The sequence below is a fragment of the Glutamicibacter sp. MCAF14 genome (assembly GCF_052114325.1).
Lineage (GTDB): Bacteria > Actinomycetota > Actinomycetes > Actinomycetales > Micrococcaceae > Glutamicibacter > Glutamicibacter arilaitensis.
In genome coordinates, this window is sequence record NZ_JBFREO010000002.1 from 61,900 (window position 1) to 81,395 (window position 19,496).

18 protein-coding genes are annotated in these 19,496 nt (G+C 60.4%); 8 read left to right on the forward strand and 10 right to left on the reverse strand.

Going from position 1 to position 19,496, the window contains the following annotated elements; translation table 11 throughout:
• Window positions 1-57: 57 nt before the first annotated feature.
• The gene (locus tag AB4Y71_RS02805; RefSeq protein ID WP_441717807.1) at window positions 58-711 is read right to left on the reverse strand and encodes a septum formation family protein; all 654 of its coding nucleotides are present in this window, start codon (window positions 709-711) and stop codon (window positions 58-60) included.
• A 223-nt stretch (window positions 712-934) separates the two neighbouring features.
• Here AB4Y71_RS02805 and AB4Y71_RS02810 point away from each other — a divergent pair, with 223 nt between their 5' ends.
• Together AB4Y71_RS02810 and AB4Y71_RS02815 are read left to right on the forward strand one after the other, a co-directional pair.
• Entirely contained in the window at window positions 935-1,153 is a 219-nt protein-coding gene (locus tag AB4Y71_RS02810; protein ID WP_013349853.1) for a DUF3073 domain-containing protein, read from the forward strand.
• 190 nt (window positions 1,154-1,343) lie between these two features.
• Entirely contained in the window at window positions 1,344-2,234 is an 891-nt protein-coding gene (locus AB4Y71_RS02815; RefSeq protein WP_441718485.1) for a Sir2 family NAD-dependent protein deacetylase, read from the forward strand.
• Window positions 2,235-2,346: 112 nt separating this feature from the next.
• Here AB4Y71_RS02815 and purM read toward each other — a convergent pair whose 3' ends face one another.
• From purM to AB4Y71_RS02835, 4 genes are all read right to left on the reverse strand, one after another.
• Window positions 2,347-3,489 (reverse strand): phosphoribosylformylglycinamidine cyclo-ligase, encoded by a 1,143-nt coding sequence (gene purM / locus AB4Y71_RS02820; protein WP_441687275.1) that lies wholly within the window; start codon window positions 3,487-3,489, stop codon window positions 2,347-2,349.
• A 79-nt stretch (window positions 3,490-3,568) separates the two neighbouring features.
• Window positions 3,569-5,092, reverse strand: coding sequence for an amidophosphoribosyltransferase (gene purF / locus AB4Y71_RS02825; RefSeq protein WP_441717810.1), 1,524 nt, complete (start codon window positions 5,090-5,092; stop codon window positions 3,569-3,571).
• A 105-nt stretch (window positions 5,093-5,197) separates the two neighbouring features.
• Window positions 5,198-5,476 carry a hypothetical protein gene (locus tag AB4Y71_RS02830; RefSeq protein WP_441717813.1) on the reverse strand — a complete coding sequence of 93 codons (279 nt, stop codon included), beginning with the start codon at window positions 5,474-5,476 and terminating at the stop codon, window positions 5,198-5,200.
• Window positions 5,477-5,528: 52 nt separating this feature from the next.
• A complete protein-coding gene (locus tag AB4Y71_RS02835; protein ID WP_441717816.1) occupies window positions 5,529-5,909 on the reverse strand; it encodes a sterol carrier family protein in 381 nt (126 codons plus the stop codon).
• Window positions 5,910-6,210: 301 nt separating this feature from the next.
• Here AB4Y71_RS02835 and purD point away from each other — a divergent pair, with 301 nt between their 5' ends.
• Entirely contained in the window at window positions 6,211-7,497 is a 1,287-nt protein-coding gene (gene purD / locus AB4Y71_RS02840; RefSeq protein ID WP_441687273.1) for a phosphoribosylamine--glycine ligase, read from the forward strand.
• Between the two features lie 15 nt (window positions 7,498-7,512).
• Window positions 7,513-8,418, forward strand: a complete 906-nt coding sequence (locus tag AB4Y71_RS02845) for a phosphoribosylaminoimidazolesuccinocarboxamide synthase (protein ID WP_134779638.1) — start codon at window positions 7,513-7,515, stop codon at window positions 8,416-8,418.
• An 83-nt stretch (window positions 8,419-8,501) separates the two neighbouring features.
• On the opposite strand, the gene AB4Y71_RS02850 is transcribed toward AB4Y71_RS02845, so the two are convergent.
• The 4 genes from AB4Y71_RS02850 to AB4Y71_RS02865 all read right to left on the reverse strand — a co-directional run bounded on the left by AB4Y71_RS02850 (window position 8,502) and on the right by AB4Y71_RS02865 (window position 15,659).
• On the reverse strand, window positions 8,502-10,310 hold the full coding sequence (locus tag AB4Y71_RS02850; RefSeq protein WP_441717819.1) for an ABC transporter ATP-binding protein: 1,809 nt from the start codon (window positions 10,308-10,310) through the stop codon (window positions 8,502-8,504).
• A complete protein-coding gene (locus AB4Y71_RS02855) occupies window positions 10,307-12,130 on the reverse strand; it encodes an ABC transporter ATP-binding protein (protein ID WP_013349844.1) in 1,824 nt (607 codons plus the stop codon). The genes AB4Y71_RS02850 and AB4Y71_RS02855 overlap by 4 nt, the downstream gene beginning before the upstream one ends.
• A 172-nt stretch (window positions 12,131-12,302) precedes the next feature.
• The gene (locus tag AB4Y71_RS02860; RefSeq protein ID WP_441717822.1) at window positions 12,303-13,256 is read right to left on the reverse strand and encodes a metallophosphoesterase; all 954 of its coding nucleotides are present in this window, start codon (window positions 13,254-13,256) and stop codon (window positions 12,303-12,305) included.
• Between the two features lie 120 nt (window positions 13,257-13,376).
• The gene (locus AB4Y71_RS02865) at window positions 13,377-15,659 is read right to left on the reverse strand and encodes a transglycosylase domain-containing protein (RefSeq protein WP_441717825.1); all 2,283 of its coding nucleotides are present in this window, start codon (window positions 15,657-15,659) and stop codon (window positions 13,377-13,379) included.
• Window positions 15,660-15,696: 37 nt separating this feature from the next.
• Between AB4Y71_RS02865 and AB4Y71_RS02870 the strand changes: the two genes are divergently transcribed.
• From AB4Y71_RS02870 to AB4Y71_RS02880, 3 genes are all read left to right on the forward strand, one after another.
• Window positions 15,697-15,852 (forward strand): hypothetical protein, encoded by a 156-nt coding sequence (locus AB4Y71_RS02870; protein WP_013349841.1) that lies wholly within the window; start codon window positions 15,697-15,699, stop codon window positions 15,850-15,852.
• Window positions 15,853-15,884: 32 nt separating this feature from the next.
• Window positions 15,885-16,361: a RidA family protein gene (locus tag AB4Y71_RS02875; RefSeq protein WP_441717828.1), complete on the forward strand. Its 477-nt coding sequence runs from the start codon at window positions 15,885-15,887 to the stop codon at window positions 16,359-16,361.
• A 61-nt stretch (window positions 16,362-16,422) separates the two neighbouring features.
• Window positions 16,423-17,337, forward strand: a complete 915-nt coding sequence (locus tag AB4Y71_RS02880) for an NUDIX hydrolase (RefSeq protein ID WP_441718487.1) — start codon at window positions 16,423-16,425, stop codon at window positions 17,335-17,337.
• Window positions 17,338-17,416: 79 nt separating this feature from the next.
• Here the strand turns inward: AB4Y71_RS02880 and AB4Y71_RS02885 are convergent, their stop codons facing one another.
• A complete protein-coding gene (locus AB4Y71_RS02885; protein WP_013349838.1) occupies window positions 17,417-18,094 on the reverse strand; it encodes a Crp/Fnr family transcriptional regulator in 678 nt (225 codons plus the stop codon).
• A gap of 204 nt (window positions 18,095-18,298) precedes the next feature.
• Between AB4Y71_RS02885 and AB4Y71_RS02890 the strand changes: the two genes are divergently transcribed.
• On the forward strand, window positions 18,299-19,489 hold the full coding sequence (locus tag AB4Y71_RS02890) for a MarP family serine protease (protein ID WP_441718490.1): 1,191 nt from the start codon (window positions 18,299-18,301) through the stop codon (window positions 19,487-19,489).
• Window positions 19,490-19,496: the final 7 nt, after the last annotated feature.

Here is a 19,496-nt window from a genome sequence, read left to right on the forward strand (position 1 = left end):
GGGCGTGAACAGATGGGAAATCTGCTCACGCCCTAGTTGGCTGTAATCAGTGCAGCCCTAGCTTTCAGTGCTTTCTTCGTCCTTCGGCTTTTCATCCTCGGACTTGGAATCGTTTTTATCGCCCTCGTCGTCGCTATCGCCCTCGGGCAGCAAAGAGCTGCGGACGTTGCCCTCCGACAAGCTCAGGAAGCAGGAAACCGTACGGTCGCCCTGATCCCAGGTGCTCTCCGAAGGACGCGAGAAGTGATAGGTCCAGGTGGAGTCCAACCCGGCGCGTGGATCCAGCGAGACCGACTTGCATAGGTCCTCTGACTGAGTCAGCAGTACGTTGGCTCCGGGATAATCTTCACCGGTGAGCTGGAAAGTGCCGATCAACTGGGCATTATGGGAGGAATCACAGGTGACAACAGTCTGCGGGTCCAACGGGGTGAGGAAGCCGCGCAGGCAATCGCCTTGCTCCAGCTGAGTCGGTGGCATCTGCGTAGCGATGATGCCGTCGAGGCCGGGATTTTCATTGCGTGGCACGTTGTTCGCGATGGGCGAAGCTGGGGGATCCACGAGTCTCAACACGACGAAAACCACTGCAGCGGCCAGTGCAAGCACAGCAACAACCATCAGAGCCCACCTAGCGCCTTGACGTTTGGGCTTCTCCGGTTCTGGCTGCAATGGCGGTAACGCCGCCTGCGGCTCAGGCAGATTGTTTTCCACCACCTGTTGAGCTCCTTCGTGGTTGGGTCGGGCGATCGCTCGCCGGCTCAATACGTAGTCGTTGGACTAATCGATAGTCTAGCGGTTTCGGCGGGTGTTGCATTCAACGCTCGCCGGTGAATCGTGTTAACCTTTAATTACGAAAGAACTGATCACATATTCGGAGGCCTTCATCTTTTTCAAGGTGGACCACCTTCCGACTCTACTGAAAAGAGGGGGTCACGCCATGGGGCGCGGCCGTCAAAAGGCTAAAGCACAGCGTCAGGCGCGAGATATCAAGTACTACTCGCCGTCCACTGACCTTTCGGCACTTGAACGCGAACTGGGCGTTCGGTCCGATCATCACGCTCAGAATACTGAGCGTAATGATTCATCGTATGACGAAGAATATTCGGATTACGACGAGCTGACTAAGAAGTACTCGGGAGATGACGAAGACGAGTAGCCTCGTCTTCTGACGCCGGGAGTCCTTGGCTCAGAGTGCCACACCTTAAGCGTTGAGTGGTACAGCTCTTCAGTACATTTTGCGACATGCCGCAGCGACTAAGCTAGATTAGCTTTAGTCGTTGCGGCCTTTGTCGCGCCCCGCAACTTTAAGGTGGAACGTGAGCACTCCAGAAGAGCTGTCAATCCAGATGGCGCACCACTCGGCCATCCGCTCAATGCAGCGCATCGTCGAGCAGCAGGCGCCGGCATCCCCGGAAACCGAAGCGCGTGCCGGGGTGCAGCAAATGCTTGCAGCCGGACGAGTCCTGGTGGTCACCGGAGCCGGAGTCTCCACGGACTCGGGCATCCCCGACTACCGCGGTCCGCAAGGCTCGCTGCAGCGCCACCGTCCGATGACATTCCAAGAATTCCGCTACCGGCCCGAAGCCCGCCAGCGCTATTGGGCGCGCGGCTACGTCGGCTGGCGGCATATGGATAAAGCAGAGCCCAACCAGATCCACCGGCGCCTGGTGCAATGGGAAGAAACGGGAAAGATCAGCGGGATCGTTACTCAGAACGTTGACGGGCTGCACCAGCAGGCAGGTTCGCGCCGGGTGATTCCGGTGCACGGCGACCTGTCGATTGTGCGCTGCTTGGATTGCGGCAACAGCGAGAACCGCAATGATTTCGACCTGCGCCTGCAAGCGGCCAATGAAGGCTATCTGGAAGCCGTGGAGATCGACCCCGCGGCAGTGAACCCGGACGGCGACGTGGAGCTGCCCCAGTACCTGGTGGAACAGTTCAACATGGTCAGCTGCCTGCGTTGCGGTTCCCTAGCGCTGAAGCCCGACGTGGTCTACTTCGGCGAAAGCGTGCCTGTCGAACGCAAGGAACGCATCGCCGCGCTTGAAGCTGAATCAGATGCGCTGCTGGTGATGGGATCTTCACTGGCTGTGATGAGCGGATACAAGATCCTGCTGAATTTCGTGAAGCGGGAATTGCCAGTGGCCTTGATTACCAACGGCCACGTCCGGGGAGAACAGAAAGCGACGTGGCGCTGGCGCGTTCCGCTGGAACAGGCACTGCGCCAGCTGGACTAGCGATGCACCGGCCGGTGGCTATCGCTTAGAAGAACGACAACGGGTTTAAAAGCAGATGCGCCGTGCTGCATGCAGCACGGCGCATCTGGCGAAGCAATAACGCTTCGAATTCCTACTTGGCGTAGTTGCCGGTCATCAGCACTGCGCCGCCATCAACGCCCTTGGCACCCTGGACATAGTCCAGGCCAGCCTGAGCAGCCGATGGATCGATGTTCTCGACGCCACCCATGATCCAAGCGCCCATGCCGGCCTTGTTCAGCAGGTTCACGGCACGGTCAGCCACGGCTGGATCGACAACGGCAACCATGCCCACGCCCAGGTTCAGGGTGCGCTCAAGGTCAGGCTGCGGCACATTGCCCAGCTGGGCAATGGTGGAGAAGACTGCCGGCAGAGCCCAGCTGGAGCGGTCCACGCGGGCCATCAGGCCTTGTGGCAGTACTCGGGCCAGGTTGGCTGCCAGGCCGCCGCCGGTGACGTGGCTGAAGCCGTGCACGCCGAAGTTCTCGCCGTCGTTCAGCTCGCCCACCAGGTCCAGGCATGCGGTGGTGTAAATGCGGGTTGGAACCAGCAGTTCCTCACCCAGAGTCTTGCCGAATTCGGCGACTTCGCGCTCCAGCTCCCACTTGGCGTGGGCGATGACGCGGCGCACCAGCGAGTAGCCGTTGGAGTGGATGCCCGAGGAAGCCATGCCGATAACTACGTCGCCTGCGCGCACGCGCTCTGGGCCCAGCAGCTGATCAGCTTCGATGACACCGGTCGCGGCACCGGCCACGTCGTATTCGTCCTCGGCCAGCAGGCCTGGGTGCTCGGCGGTTTCGCCACCCACCAGCGCGGTGCCGGCCAGCTTGCAGCCCTCGGCGATGCCGCGCACGATGTCCGCGATGCGCTCGGGGACGACCTTGCCGGTGGCGATGTAGTCGGTCATGAACAGCGGCTTGGCGCCCACCACGACGATGTCATCGACGACCATGCCGACCAGGTCCTGGCCGATGGTGTCGTGGATGTCCAGCTTCTGCGCGATGGCGACCTTGGTGCCCACGCCGTCGGTGGAGGTGGCCAGGTACGGCTTCTTGTAACCGGTCAGGAACGATACATCGAAGAGCCCGGCGAAGCCGCCTACCCCTCCAACAACGCCGGAGGTGTGGGTGGCCTTGATGGCGCCCTTCATCAACTCAACGGCGCGGTCACCGGCCTCAACGTCAACGCCGGCACCGGCATAGGTGATGGAAGTTGGCTGCTGATCATTGCCGCTCATGGCAGTCGGTTCCTTTTCTGTTCTGGATCCCGGATTTCCGGGGTCCTTTGCAACGAGATGGTTGGGGATCATGAAGGGATTAGTTGGTTGCTTCGAATTCAGCATCAGGGCCTGGCTCGCAACCGCCCTGGTTGGCACGCTCAAGCAGGTTCTTGCCGCGGCGTTCCTCATTAGGCAGCGCGATCGGGTATTCGCCGGTGAAGCACGCGGTGCATAGGCGCTCGCGCGGCTGGCGGGTGGCTTCGATCATGCCGTCTTCGGAAATATAAGCCAGCGAGTCCGCGCCGATGGAGGTCGCGATCTCATCCACGGCCGCGCCGTTGGCGATCAGCTCGGCACGCGACGCGAAGTCGATGCCGTAGAAGCAAGGCCACTTCACCGGAGGGGATGAGATCTTCACGTGCACCTCGGCCGCACCGGCTTCGCGCAGCATGCGCACCACGGCGCGCTGGGTGTTGCCGCGGACAATGGAGTCATCCACCACGACTACGCGCTTGCCGCGCAGCACGGTTTCCAGGGCGTTGAGCTTGAGCTTGATGCCCAGCTGGCGCAGGGTCTGCGATGGCTGGATGAAGGTACGGCCCACATAGGCGTTCTTCACGAAGCCGTGGGTGAACGGAATGCCCGATTCCTCGGCGTAGCCGATGGCTGCCGGGGTACCTGATTCCGGAACCGGGATCACGATATCTGCATGCGCGCTGTTCTCGCGGGCCAGCTGGCGGCCCATCTCCACGCGGGATTCGTAGACCGAGCGGCCGGCAATAGCGGCATCGGGGCGCGCCAGGTAGACGTATTCGAATACGCAGCCCTTGGGGGTGGCTTCGGCGAAGCGGGTGGAGCGCACGCCGTTCTCATCGATGGCGATCATTTCGCCTGGTTCGATTTCGCGGATGAACGAGGCACCGACGGTAGCCAGCGCGGGCTGCTCGGAGGCTACAACCCAGCCGCGGTTCAAGCGTCCCAAGACCAGCGGGCGCACGCCGTGCGGGTCGCGCGCTGCATAGAGGGTGTCTTCATTCATGAAGACGAAGCAGAACGCGCCCTCGATCTTCGGCAGCAGTTCCAGTGCGGTTTCTTCCAGCGTCTGGCCTTCGGAACCAGCCAGCAAGGCGGTGACCAAAGCGGTGTCGGTGGTGTTGCCCTGGGCGATTTCTCCGCGGACCTTGCCGCCTTCGGCCTGCTGCTTGGCAGCGACCATGTCGGCCAGATCAGCGGAGTTGGTCAGGTTGCCGTTATGGGCCAGAGCCACGGTGCCGGTCTGGGTAGGACCCAGGGTTGGCTGCGCATTGGCCCAGTGGCTGGCACCGGTAGTGGAGTAGCGGCAATGGCCGATGGCCAGCTGGCCGGTCATGGAATTCAGCGTATTCTCGTCGAATACCTGGGAGACCAGGCCCATGTCCTTGTAGACGTTGATACGCGCACCATCGCTCGTAGCAATGCCCGCGGACTCCTGTCCGCGGTGCTGCAAGGAATACAGGCCGTAATAGGTTAGTTTTGCGACCTCTTCGCCAGGAGCCCAAACGCCAAAAACGCCGCATTCATCCTGCGGGCCTTTTTCGTTCGGAAGCAGATCGTGATTTAGGAATCCATCGCCACGCGCCATGTTGGTTATTCTCTCATGTTCCAGTTGGTCGACACCGACCAAGAATGTGGTGGGTGGCGGCCAGGTGCGCGGCCGCCTGCTCTTCTAATTCAGGAGAAAAGCTGCCTAGCCTTGTAGTCCGCTGGAGTCAGTGTCCTCGGCCAGAGGAACTGCCAGATGCTTGGTGGTTTTGCGTGAAGTCACGCGATCAACAATCACGTATGCCAATGCGCCGATGCCAACGCCCAAACCTGCACCGAATATTGCAAAGAATCCGGACGCTGCGGTGCGGGTGTAATCCTGCGAAGGTTCGCCAAGCAGGCCGATGACCAGACCTACCAGTGCGCCAACGACCGCGAAGGTCAAGATGAACGGCCAGAACTTCGGCGACGAGTGAATTTGCACTTCGACACTCTGATCGGCAGAAGACGGTGTAGCGGGGTGTTGCTCCATACCCTTAAGGGTACTCAATAAGTGGTAGATGCGCTGACAAGTCTGCCCTAAGTCCAGAAGCGTGCAATTGCCCAGTTTGCAAGGCCTCACCCCAACTAATCCGGCCAGTAGCCAAGGAAAGCCAGAGCCCAGCAGGCATTTCGACTACATTCGGCGGTGTTCCGCGGGTATGGCGGGGCCCCGCTATGCACTGAGTCACACCAAAGGGCGGTATGCGGACTTCCACCGAGTTGCCTTCGGCGCGAGAGGCGAGTTCCTCCAGCGAAAAGCGCACTGCAGCGGCCAGCACCGGACGTGCTGTTTTTCCTTGTCCCTGCGCGGTTTGCGCCCATTCGCGCAGGGCTGCCCGGCCAGCGGTTTCATCGATACGCCGCTTGATTGCCATGGTTCAATTCCACTTTCTCTCGATGACGGAGAAACGTCATATTTGTATCTGCTGGGCATCCTCTGTGGATCTGGCAGAACAACAAATTCGCCCATGCCAACTCTAGAACAGGACGACGCCGGCACGCGCTTGCATCCGCGGTGGCCAAGAGCTGACTTGCCTGCGTTCGCCCAGTGCGCCCAGGCATCGCATCCAGGATCGGGCAGGTGCCGGGCACCGGGCCTGGCGGCATGGGAATCTGGGCGGTGCCAGTGCGTCATAGACGCAGTTGGCCCGCTGGATCTCCGGTAAACTCGGGCGGGTGAAGGTACTGGTTATTGGCCCAGGCGGCCGTGAGCATGCAATTGTCCGTGCACTGAGTGCAGACCCCTACGTCAACGAAGTTCATTGCGCCCCCGGCAACGCCGGTATCGCACAGGACGTCACCACCCACGCGATCGACGCGCAGGACCCTGCAGCCGTCGTCGCACTGGCCCAAGAACTGGGCAGCGATCTGGTAGTTGTCGGCCCAGAAGCCCCGCTGGCTTCCGGCGTTGCCGACGCGCTGATCGCCGCGCAGATCCCGGTCTTCGGCCCAACCGAAGCTGCCGCGCAGCTCGAAGCCTCCAAGGCTTTCGCCAAGAACGTGATGGCTGCCGCTGAAGTTCCAACCGCCATGGCCCACGTGGCCACCAACCGCGAAGAAGCAGCCAGCGCGCTGGATGACTTCGGCGCGCCATACGTCGTCAAGGACGACGGCCTGGCCGCAGGCAAGGGCGTCGTGGTCACCACCGACCGCGACGAAGCGCTGGAGCACGCCCAAGCCTGCTTCGATGCCGGTGGCACCGTAGTCATCGAAGAATTCCTTGACGGCCCGGAAGTTTCCCTGTTCGTCATCTGCGATGGCAAGCATGCTGTTCCGCTGGCCCCAGCCCAGGACTTCAAGCGCATCTTCGATAATGATGAAGGCCCGAACACCGGTGGCATGGGTGCCTACTCGCCGCTGGAATGGTTGCCTGAAACCTTTGTGGACGAAGTCATGGACCGCGTCGCCTACCCGACACTGCGCGAAATGGAAAAGCGCGGCACCCCATTCACCGGTGTGCTGTACTGCGGCTTGGCCATCACCAAGCGCGGTATCCGCGTCATTGAATTTAACGCCCGCTTCGGCGATCCGGAAACCCAGGCTGTCCTTGCCCGGCTGAAGACCCCATTGGGCGGCATCCTGCTGGCAGCAGCCAAGGGCCAGCTCGACGATGCCGAACAGCTGACCTGGTCCGAGCAGACCGCGGTCGATGTAGTCATCGCCGCGGCGAACTACCCCGATACCCCGGTCAAGGGTGCGGTGATCTCCGGCCTGGAGGCAGCTAACGCCCTGGATGGCGTGCATGTGATGCATGCCGGCACTTCCAGCGATGCTGACGGGAACATCATTGTTTCCGGCGGCCGCGTACTGGCCGTGGTAGGCCTGGGCGATGACCTCGCCGCAGCCCGCGCCGCAGCTTACGCAGGCGTTGGACAGATCAGCTGGGATGGCGCCCAGTCACGCACCGACATTGCGCTCAAGGCCCAACGCGGCGAAATCATCATCGCCAACGAAAGCAAGTAGAGGACTACAGAACTCATGGCAGGATTCCAGACCGAAGTGCTCGACCTAGAAGGTTGGGACCATTTCTACTCGGGCAAGGTGCGCGACCTGTACGTACCTGCAGGAGTGGCTTTCGACGACACCGACCGTGTCCTGGTCGTGGCCTCCGACCGCATCAGCGCTTATGACTTCGTGCTCTCCAGCGAGATCCCGGACAAGGGCAAGGTCTTGACCCAGCTGAGCCTGTGGTGGTTCGAGCAGCTGGGCGATTTCGCCAACCACGTGATCTCCACCGAGGTTCCTGCCGCGGTGGCTGGACGCGCGATGGTGTGCAAGAAGCTGGACATGTACCCGATCGAGTGCATCGCCCGCGGCTACCTGACCGGTTCGGGACTGGCCGAGTACAACGTTTCGCAGACCGTGTGCGAGCTGCCTTTGCCTGAAGGCCTGGTGGACGGCTCGCGCCTGAGCCCAGCATTGTTCACCCCATCGGCCAAGGCCGAGGTGGGGGAGCACGATGAGAACATCTCCTTCGCCCAGACCGTGGAACGCGTTGGAACCGAAGTGTCCGAGGCACTGCGCGAGAAGACCGTGGCCCTGTACGAGCAGGCCGAGAAGATTGCCCGGACGCGCGGGATCATCCTGGCCGATACCAAGGTGGAGTTCGGTGCCGACCCGGCAACCGGCGAAATCACCCTGGGCGATGAGGTCCTGACCCCGGATTCCTCGCGTTTCTGGGATGCGCAGTCCTACAAGCCAGGCCAGGCGCAGGCCAGCTTCGACAAGCAGTTCGTACGCGATTGGCTGACGTCGGCTGAATCGGGCTGGGATAAGAACTCCGGTGAAGAACCACCGCAGCTGCCAGCTGAGATTATCGAGAAGACCCGAGCCCGCTACATTGAAGCTTTCGAGCGTCTGACCGGATCGGCATTCACGGCCTAATCGGCTGCCGAAGCACCAAGTACGACAATGCCCTGCGCAGATCGAGATGATCTGCGCAGGGCATTGTGCTGTCTTAGGCGGGTTTAGACCAGCGAGTCCTTCCACGCCTTGTGCAGGGCCGCGAAGCGGCCTTCATCGGCAATCAGCTGCGCCGGGGTGCCATCTTCGGTGATCTTGCCGTCATGGACCACCAGGACGCGGTCCGCGATCTGCACGGTGGACAGGCGGTGGGCGATGATCAGTGCGGTGCGGTTTCCTAGCAAAGTTTGCAGTCCGCGCTGCACCGCGCGCTCGGATGGGATATCCAGCGAGCTGGTGGCCTCATCCAGGATCAGTACCGCCGGGTCTGCCAAGAAAGCGCGGGCAAAGGAAATCAACTGCCGCTGCCCGGCCGAGACGCGTCCGCCGCGCTTGTTCACATCTGTGTCGTAGCCCTCGGGAAGATCCATGATGAACTCGTGGGCGCCCACCGCGCGGGCAGCGCTCTGGATATCTTCCAGCGAGGCACCCGGACGGCCCAGGGCGATGTTCTCCGCTACCGAGCCGGAGAAGAGAAACGCCTCCTGGGTTACCATCACCACGTGCCTGCGCAGTTCCTTATTGGACAGCTCGTTGATCGGCACCGAATCCAGTTCCAAGGTCCCAGAACGCAGGTCGTAGAAGCGGGCAATGAGCTTGGCCAGCGTGGATTTGCCGGCGCCGGTCTGCCCGACGACGGCCACCGTCTGCCCGGCCGGGATCTGCAGGTCGAATTGCTCCATGATCACCGGGCCATCACCGTAGCCGAAGACCGCGTCCTTGAACACCAATTCACCAGCTACCTTGCCGATGGTGCGTGGCGCGGCAGGTTCGCGCACCGTTGGTTCTTCTTCCAACAGCCCGGAGACCTTCTCCAAGGCGGCGGTGGCAGACTGCAGCGAAGAGTAGAACATGGCGATCTGCTCGACTGGCTGGAACAGGCGCTTGGAGGCCAAAAGGATGGCCACCATGGCACCGACCTGCATGGTTCCGTCGATGATGCGGAATCCGCCGTAGGCCAGCAGCGCGGCCACGCTCAGGTTGCCGATCAACACCAGCCCTGGCTGCAGGACACCGAAGAGGTTGAAGGAGCGTACCGAGTTCACCCGGTATTTTTCTGCGATCTCCGAGTAGTTCTCATCATTGGCAGTTTCGCGGCGGAAGGCCTTGACCGCACGGATGCCGGTCATGGTTTCCACGAAAGTGGAGATGACCTTGGCCGAGACGACGCGCGATTCACGGTAGAGCACCTCGGAACGGCGCTGGTACCAGACGAAGAGGATGATCACCGGGATGGCGGCCAGGCACAGCAAGAGGCCGCTGCGCCAATCCAGGAAGAAAATCGTGATCAGGGTGAAGATCACGAACACGCAGGAAGAAGCCAGCTCCGAGACGCCTTGATCCAGCAGCTCGCGCAGGGTTTCAAGATCCGAAGTCTGCCTTGAGATGATCCGCCCGGAGGTGTAGCTCTCATGGAATTCCAAGCTCAGCCGCTGGGTGTGGCGGAAGACCTGCTCGCGCAGATCCAAGAGCATGGCTTGGGAAATCTTTGCCGCACTGGTGATGTACCAGGAGAGCAGCAAGCCGCTGAGGATGGCGCACACGATGTATCCGGCGCCGGTCCAGCCCAGCGCGCTCCAATTTCCCTCGCGCACCTGCGGCAACGTCCAGTCGATGGCAAAGGCGATCAGCACCGGAAGCAGCACGCGAGCCGCGTTGGAGAACAGCACCAGCACGACGGTCAGGATGAACAGCTTCTTCTGCGGAACTGCCAGGGCGGCCAACAGCTTGAAGGAACGGCGCCGCACGACCTTTCGTTCAGCAGCAGAGAGCTTGATGGCGTCTTCATTGGCGACGCCTAGGGGCTTGCTCATCGGGAGACCTCCGCGGTGGCTGGCTGTTCTTCGTCATCCAGGCTGGCAATGACGAATCGGTAGTGCTCATTGGTGCTCAGCAGGTGCGTGTGGCTGCCCACCGCATCGATGCGCCCATCGCGCAGCAGCGCCACGCGGTCAGCGAGCATCACGGTCGAGGGACGATGCGCCACGATCAAGGTGGTGGTCCCGGCCAGGACTTCACGCAGCCTTTCGGTGACCAGTTCCTCGGTGCGCACATCCAGGGCCGAGAGCGGGTCGTCGAGCACCAGCACGTTGGGACGTGCCGCGATGGCGCGGGCCAATGCGATGCGCTGGCGCTGCCCGCCGGAGAGCGACAGGCCTTCCTCGCCGATCAGCGTATCCACCCCTTCAGGCAGGGAGTAGGCGAATTGGGCTTGGGCTACGTCCAGGGCTTCGGCCAGCAGCGCTTCGCGCTGGCGTTCATCGAGGTTCCCCGGGGCGCCGAGCAAGACGTTGCCGCGGATGGTGGTGGAGAACAGCGTGGTGTCTTCGAAGGCCACGGCGACCTCGGAACGCAGTTCCTGCAGATCCCAGTGCTTGACGTCCTGTCCGTGGACGAGCACCTGGCCGGCTGTTGCTTCATGCAGGCGCGGAATCAGGTTCAGCAAGGTGGACTTGCCTGAACCGGTGATGCCCACCAGAGCCATGGTTTCCCCGGGGCGGATCTGGAGATTGATATCCGCAAGGATCGGGCGGTGGGTTCCGGCGGTGTCGGGGAAAGCGAATCGCACATGGTCCAAGGTGACGCTGCCATCACGTTGTGCAGGGGTGCGCGGCTGGGCGGGGGAATCGATGTCGTTGATGGAGTCCATGACTTCGAAGTGGCGGTCCAGCGCGGTCTTGGTACTCAATGTCATGCCCAGCAACATGCCCATGCCCTCGACAGGGCCGGCGATCACCGCCGCGATGGCGAAGTAGGCCACCAGCGAGCCGACGCTCAGCGAGCCGTATGCTACCTGGGTGATGCCGATGAATAATCCGATGCCCAAGATGGTTTCGGGGATGGCCACGACGGTCAGCAGGAAGCTGGCCAGGGTCTTGGCCTTGGTGATTTCTGTTTCCTGCAGGGTCTTGGCTTGGGCACTGAAGCCTTCGTAGACGTGCGGTCCACGGCCGAAGGCCTTGATGACGCGGATACCGTGCACTGATTCCTCGACTGCGGTGGCCAGGTCACCGGCTTGGTCTTGGCTGCGGCGGCTGGCGGCCCGGTAGTCATTGCGGAAGCGGTAGGCCTTGATGGAAATCGGGATGGACCCCAGCAGGTAGAGCAGGCCCAGGATCCACGAATGGGTGAACATCAATACCAGGCCGGTGATGACAGTGACGGTTTCCACCACCAGCATCATGGCCCCGAATGCGAGCCAGCGGCGTAAGAGGCTCAAATCCGACATGGAACGCGAGAGCAGCTGTCCGGAACCCCAGCGTTCATGGAATGCCACGGGCAGACGCTGCAGGTGCTTATAGAAGCGGATGCGCATCTGCGCTTCAAGGCCTGCTGCCGGGTTCAGCACGAACTGGCGGCGCAAGAAGATCAGCAAGGCTTCGACCAAGCCCAAGGCCGCAACGATGCCAACTGAAAGCCATACTTCGGAGGCAGCGCCATCTCGGTGCAGGACGACATTCACCAGCCAGGCGAGGACCTGGGGGATGGCTAGCGCGACAATGCCGGCGCCTAGTGCGCAGAGGAAACCGCAAAAGAGCCGGGGGAGGATCGGCTTGACGAATGGGGCCAGTCGTTTCAGCGTTGCGGAGAGCGGAATCGGATCATTTGAGCCGTCCTGTTGAGCTTGAGCCACGGTACCCCGTATTCATCCAGAAGGTTGACAGAGTTACAGACTACCGGCAGTAGTTGGGATAATTCAATCAATGCGCCACTTTGCGAAAGAAGTACTTCGGGATGGATGCAAAAATCCCCGATTGAGCAACAGCATGGTGCTCAATCGGGGATTAAGGATAGAAAGCGGCGTTCTAGTCGCGGGCCGTCAAAGTAACCAGCACTGCTTCTGGAGGGCAAGCAAAGCGAATCGGTGCGAAGCGCGAAGTGCCCAGGCCGGCCGAGACATTCAGCGGGACAGTGTTGCCGTTGTAGTCCCAATCGGTCAGTCCGCGCGCACGCCATGTTGGCAGATCGCAGTTGGAGACCAAGGCGCCGTAGCCTGGGATGCAGACCTGGCCGCCATGGGTATGACCGGCGAAAATGACATCCGCATTCGCCTCGGTGAACTGGTCCAGGACCCGCTGGTAGGGTGCGTGGGTCAGCGCAATGCGCACATGGGGTGCCTCGTTGCTGGAAGAAGAGCCGCGCGGCCAGCCTGCGAAGTGGTCGCGTTCCAGGTGCGGATCATCGACGCCGGTTAGATCCAGGCGCAAGCCGTTGAGCACCGTGGAATGCGCACGGTTGGACATGTTGATCCAGCCAGCGCTGCCAAAGGCGCGGTGCATTTCTTCGAAGGGCAGCCGGTCCCTTGTTGCAGGCTTGGGGGTGCCGTTGGAAGGAGCCAGGTACCTGAACGGGTTCTTCAGCTTCGGTGCGTAATAGCAGTTCGAGCCGGGTACGAATGCGCCAGGGAAAGCCATCAGTGGTTCGAGTGCCTTGATCAACGCTGGCACGCCTTTGCGGTGGCTGAGGTTGTCACCGGTGTTGATGACGAAGTCAGGTTCCAGATCTGCCAAACCGCGCAGCCATTTGGTTTTGGCTTCTTGCCCCGGCACCATGTGGATGTCTGAAAGATGCAGGACCTTGATGTCGCGGTATCCGCGCGGCAGGACCTTCAGGCTCTCGTGGCGCAGCCCGAACTTCTGGGTTTCGAGCATGCCGTAGCCCACCAGCGCGCCGCCCAGTGCCAAAGCACCGGTGGTCGCAAGGGCAGCGGTACCAGCGGCATGACGTAGCGCCGAAGCGAAATTATTCTGTTCAACCATGACTTATGTGCCATTGACCTTTCGAAACCTGGAAGCAGCTTCTGGTGAAGTTCTCCTATGCCAATCTAAACCGAAAGGCCGCGTCCAACCAAAGTTGGACGCGGCCTTTCAAGTGTTCAGCTAGTCATCGGACTTCTTGCCATTTCCGTTGCCGCGATTGCCGCTATCGGAGTCGGGCGTGGAGGAGGATTCTTCCTTGGGCTTGGAATCTTCCTTCTTCTCTTCCTTGTCCTCGCTGTTGGAATCCGACTTGGAATCGTCTTCCTCTGGCTTCGGCTTCGGCGGAGGTGGCTGGCGACGAGCGGAACCGAAGTTGTTGCGTTCGTATTCGTGCACGGCCTCTTCCATGAAGTCCACCCAGAGCGGAGCAGCGTAGGTCGAGGAGTCGACCATCCAAGGGGCCTTCTTGTCGTTGACCATTGCGGCGTGCAGCTCGTTCTCTTTCTTAGCTGCCTTGCCATCGAGTCGGCCTACCCAAGCAGCGGTAGAGATTCCGGTGGTGTAACCGACGAACCAGGTTGAAGTCGCATAGTTGTTGGTACCGGTCTTGCCTGCGATTGGGCCCGAAACCCGGCCCTTGGAGACGCGGTTGGTAGCGATCTTCTTCAACGTGCCGTTCAGGTCAGCGACGTAGGTTGGGTCGACCTGCTGGGAGCAGGATTCTCCCGGAACCTTGTACTTGTTATCGTCCTTGTCCGTCACGCTGGTGATGGCACGGGGTTCGCAGTACTCGCCCTTATTGGCGAAGGCTGCAAACGCGGCTGCCTGTGACAGTGGAGTAATTTCCGCTGAACCGAGGATGAACGAAGGGTTGGCAGGGCTGATCGGTGCTGGACCGCCCTTGGCGCCGTGATCGAGCAGGCCAAGCTTCTTGGTGTAGTCGGCGATGGTGCACAGGTCGGTCCTGAAGGCTTCCTGGACGGTCGCGGTGTTAATGGACCAGTACAAGCCAGTATCAACGGTCATCTTGCGGAAGAAGCCAGGCGAAGCGTTGGTAGGAGTCCAGTCCGCGGTCACGGTCGTACCGCCGGGCATGCAAGAAGCCTTCCACTTGTCGCCAGCATCGAAATGCTGCTTCTTGGCGTTGATCTTGTCGTACATGCGGTTGCCTTCGCTCAGCCAGCCCAGGGTGGTGTAAGGCTTCATCGTCGAACCGCCCTGGAAACCACCAGCGCCACCGAGTGAACGCTCAACTGCGAAGTTGTAGTAGGTGTTCTCGCCGGAGTTCTTGATTTCCGGGCCGTAGGTGGTGTTCTGCGCCATGGTCAGGATCTTGCCGGTGCCAGGCTCAACCGAAACGATCGAGGAGAAGATATCGGAGTTCGACTTTGCCTTTGGATCGATAGCCTTCGCTGCGTCCTTGGCGGCCTTCTTGTTCAGCTTGCTGTTCAGCGTGGTCTTGATCTCCAAGCCACCGCGGTACAGCAGGTTCTCGCGGTCTTCCTTGGTCTTGCCATAGGCGTCATCGGTGAGGATGAGGTTGGTGACGTAATCGCAGAAGTAGGCGTTTTCGTCAGCCGCCGTGCAGCCCGATGGGGAAGAGCTCGGCTTCAATTCCAGATCGGACTTGACGGCCTTGTCGTATTCCTTCTTGGTGATCGCACCGGCGCGGTACATGTTGCCCAGCACCTTATTGCGGCGATCCATGGAACGTTCAGGGTTGTTCAGCGGATTGTAGACATTTGGCAGCTGGACCATGCCCGCGAGCATGGCCGACTGCTGAACGTTCAGGTCCTTGGCGTCGATGGAGTAGAAGCGCTGGGCGGCAGCCTGCACGCCGTACTCGCGACCCGAGAAGAGCACGAGGTTCAGGTAGCCTTCCAGGATCTCGTCCTTGGACATTTCCTTCTCGATCGCTACCGCGTACTTCAATTCGCGGATCTTGTCGGCGTAGTCCTTGTTGCCCGACACGGTGGTCTCATCGGCACCGGTAAGGATCTGGTTGTTCACCAGCAAGTTATTGACGTACTGCTGGGTCAAGGTGGACGCGCCGGAGCGGCTTGAGGAGGTGAGGTTGCTGACGACAGCACGGGCGATGCCCTTAGGATCGATGCCGCTGTGCTCGTAGAAACGCTCGTCTTCCACCGAGATGATCGCCTTGCGCATGTTTGGCGAGATGTCATCTAGCTTCACAGGCTGGCGGTTTTGCTGGTAGAAAGTCGCGATGGTTTTACCATCGGCATCCAGGATCTTGGAAGGCTCCGGGATCGGGAGCTTTTCAAACGAGCTCGGAAGCGCGGTGACAATGTTATTACCGGTGGTCAAACCGGTTTTAGCGATTGCCGCAATGGGCACGAGCATGCCTGCTGCGAGCACACCACACAGGGCGCTGATTCCGAAGAATGCAACGACTTTTCCCAGAGTGGTAGCGGTATCAAAAAAGGGGGACTTCTTGGCTGCCATACCCACTAGTTTACAAGGACGCGCTAACGTATCGAGTATGACTAAATGGGAATACGCAACTTTGCCACTTTTGATTCACGCTACGAAGCAGATTCTGGACCAGTGGGGAGACGACGGTTGGGAGCTGGTAACCGTGGTTCCAGGCCCTAACGGCTCGTCTCCAGTGGCCTACATGAAGCGTCCAAAAGCATAACTAGAAACAACATTCACTAAAGGAGAAATCCCATGCAAGAAGCTACTTCTTCGCGTGTCGAAGCTCGTCTTGCCGAGCTCGGTCATGCCTTGCCAGCCGTAGCCAAGCCGGTAGCTGCCTACCTGCCTGCCATCACCACCGGCAACTACGTCTACACCTCCGGCCAGCTACCGTTGATTAATGGTGAACTCACAGCGGTTGGAAAGGTTGGCGCAGAGGTTTCGGCTGGAGAAGCCAAGGCCCAGGCACAGACCGCAGCGCTGAACGCGCTGGCCGCCATCAAGGCTGAAATTGGTGACCTAGATCGCATTAAGCGCATCGTGAAGGTTGTCGGTTTCGTGTCATCTGCACCGGAGTTCACCGGACAGCCAGGAGTGATCAACGGGGCATCGGAATTCTTCGGTGAAGTCCTCGGCGACGCAGGCCTGCACGCGCGATCAGCAGTCGGCGTTGCCGTTCTGCCACTGAATGCTCCGGTCGAGGTCGAGGTCATCGCCGAATTTGAGTAATTCAAGCCAGTTTCCTGCTGCGCGGCCCCGACGGGCCTTCCGGTCGGGGCCGCGCAGCGGTATGGTGCGCCGGCTCTTTGATTTGCCGCCACATCAAATTGCTACCGCCGAGAACTGGTTCTCTTTTGGCTCACGCACTCCGCGTACCCCGCGGCGCGCGTCGGCTGTTTGCCTTGTGCGGGACTCTTCTCACGGCGTGGAGACTTACTTGACCTATCGCCCTGGCGGATCGCCTATGGGCAACGTAGCCTTTCCTGGCGGTAGCCGTGAGGCTAGCGACTGGGCGAACTACCAATGGTTCGGCCCGAGCCTGTCCCAATGGTCCAAGCGCATGGACATGCTGGACCAGCAGCTGGTCCAGTCCTATATCGTGTGCGCCATCCGCGAGCTCTTCGAAGAGACCGGAATCCTGCTTGCGGGAACCGACGAGCAGTCCGTGGTCGAAATGACCGACGCCGATGACTGGATGACCGCCCGCGAGTCGATCGCTGGACAGGATCTTGGATTCGACGAATTCCTGCGTCGGCGCGGGCTTGGCTTGCGCACCGACCTCTTGCGCCCGGTATCGCACTGGCTGAACCCGAACTTCGCCCTGCGCCGCTTCGACACCTGGTACTTCACCGCTACTGTGCCCAACCGCCAAGAGGCAACCTTGCTGCGCGGCAAGGGTAAATGGGGGCGTTGGCTTTCTGCTGGTGAAGTGCTGGCCAAGCGCAATACCAGCGAGCTGGGCGATATCGTGGGACAGCCCAATACCGTGAACCTGATTCTCTCGGAGATCACCTACCCGGCGGTGGAAATGATCTTGGAAGCCATGGCGGAAGCCAACGGAGTGGTCGCCTATCTTTCACGAGCCCGCTCCTTGAACCTGAAGCATCCGGACCTGCTGGTGCGTGATGGCATCTACTATTTGGAAGTCCTAGGCTCCATCAGCGCTGAATCCACTCGTCCATGGCAGGCCTCTGCCGGGCACTGAAGCTCGAACTGCGAGCACGCTTAAACGACTCAGGCCGAAAATCCGCGAGGATTTTCGGCCTGAGTTGAATAACTTCGATTTAGCGCGAGCGCTGGCGCAAACGCTGGATGTCCAGAATCACGACGGCGCGTGCTTCCAGACGCAGCCAACCGCGCTGCACGAACTCGGCCAGGGCCTTGTTCACGGTTTCGCGGGAAGCACCAACCAGCTGAGCCAATTCTTCCTGGGTCAGCTCGTGAGCAACCAGGATGCCATCGGTAGCCGGGCGGCCGAAGCGGTCAGCCAGATCCAACAGTGCCTTGGCAACACGGCCAGGAACGTCGGAGAAAACCAAGTCGGCCAAGGACTCGTTGGTTCGACGCAGACGTGCAGCCAGAGCCTGCAACAGCTGGATCGAGACCTCAGGGGAGTTCAAGATAGCCTTGCGCATGTTGTCGTGGCTCAGACCCGCCAAACGGGTTTCAGACACGGCAGTAGCAGTTGCGTTACGTGGGTGTGGATCGAACAGTGCCATCTCGCCAAACAGTTCGCCTGGGCCAAGAACAGCAATCAGGTTTTCTCGGCCATCCGAAGAGGTGCGACCCAGCTTGATCTTGCCAGAAACGATGAAGTACAAACGGTCACCCTGATCGCCTTCACGGAACACCGACGCACCGCGGGACAGATCAACCTCGGTCAATTCTTCGGTTAGCGCGGCGAAAACTTCATCACCAAGCGACGCAAACAGTGGCGCGCGACGCAGTACCTCGATATCCATTAAAACTCCTGTCAACAGTAGTAGGCGCTTACTTCATTGTGCCGTATTCGGTAACAATGTGACAGTTTCCACACGTGGTTTAACCAAGAAAATGTTGAAAATCACGCACATTCGGCCAAAACTCGCGAATCTGCTCGCAGAAATCCATCAGCTTCTAAGGGTACCTTGGGTTTATACGAACTTTATGAATGAACTGGGGTCTTGGTGCTCGGAATTTTCAGCTGGCTCGACGTAGTCATCTGCGCTGTTTTGCTGATGTTTTTCATCATTGGAGTGCGTCGAGGCTTCCTGCTGACCATCGGCGACATGCTCGGCTTGATCGTTGGCGGTGTCGCCGCGTTCTTTGCCATCCCGCTGGTCTCCACCTTCGCCACGAACCCCTGGTGGCGTGTGGGCCTGATGGTCGCCACAGCCTCGGTGCTGATCATTCTCGGCCAAGCGTTGGGACGGGTGATCGCCACCCGGATCAGGCACTGGATGAACGTCGATTTCCTGCGCGCCGCGGACCGGTTGGCCGGCGGCGTGCTTTCGGTGTTCATTACCGCCACAATCATCGGTGGCTTGGCCTTTTCCACTTCCAGCATGGGTATTCCAAGGCTCTCGCTGGAGATCAGCAAGTCAAAGATGATCGACTCAATTCGTGGTCTGACACCGGAGTTTGTCGATGCCGCAATTTCCACGGCTCGCTCCAAGGTCATCGCCGAAACGCTTCCCGCATTCCTGGAGCCTTTCGCGCCTCCTGTCCAAGCCCCGGAGAATACGGAATGGGCCGCCACCGACCTGCAGCTGGCAGCAGCACAATCGGCTGCCAAGGTCTCGGGCACCGCGGTGCAATGCGGTGTGAACCTCACCGGTTCTGGCTTCGTTGTGGACCACGAGCTGGTCATGACCAATGCACATGTGGTTGCCGGATTGAGCGCCGCTACCGTGGAGGTTGGCGGTGACGAAGTTCACCGCGGAAAAGTTGTTTACTTCGATCCGCAGGCCGACATCGCGCTGCTTTATGTCGAAGGACTGCAAAGCGAACCGATCCCGCTGGCTGACGAAGAGCTCATGCGTGGAGACGCAGCAACATTTGTCGGGCACCCTGCTGGCGGCCCGCAACAGATCCGTGGGGCCATGGTTGCTTCCCGCGCCTTTGTCTCCATTGCCGATATCTATGGTGACGATCCTTCACGGATCTCCGTGTACCAGCTCACCGCAGAAGTTGCCCAGGGCAATTCCGGCGGGCCGCTGCTTGATGATTCAGGCGACGCCGTGGGAATGATCTTCGCCAAGTCGCGCAGCGACGACGAGGTGGGCTTCGCGCTGAGCCTGGAAGAAATCGAAAAGGCCCTGGAAATCGGCGCAGATCGACGCTCCAGCATCAAGACCGGGGACTGCATCTCCGGCTAAGGGCGTG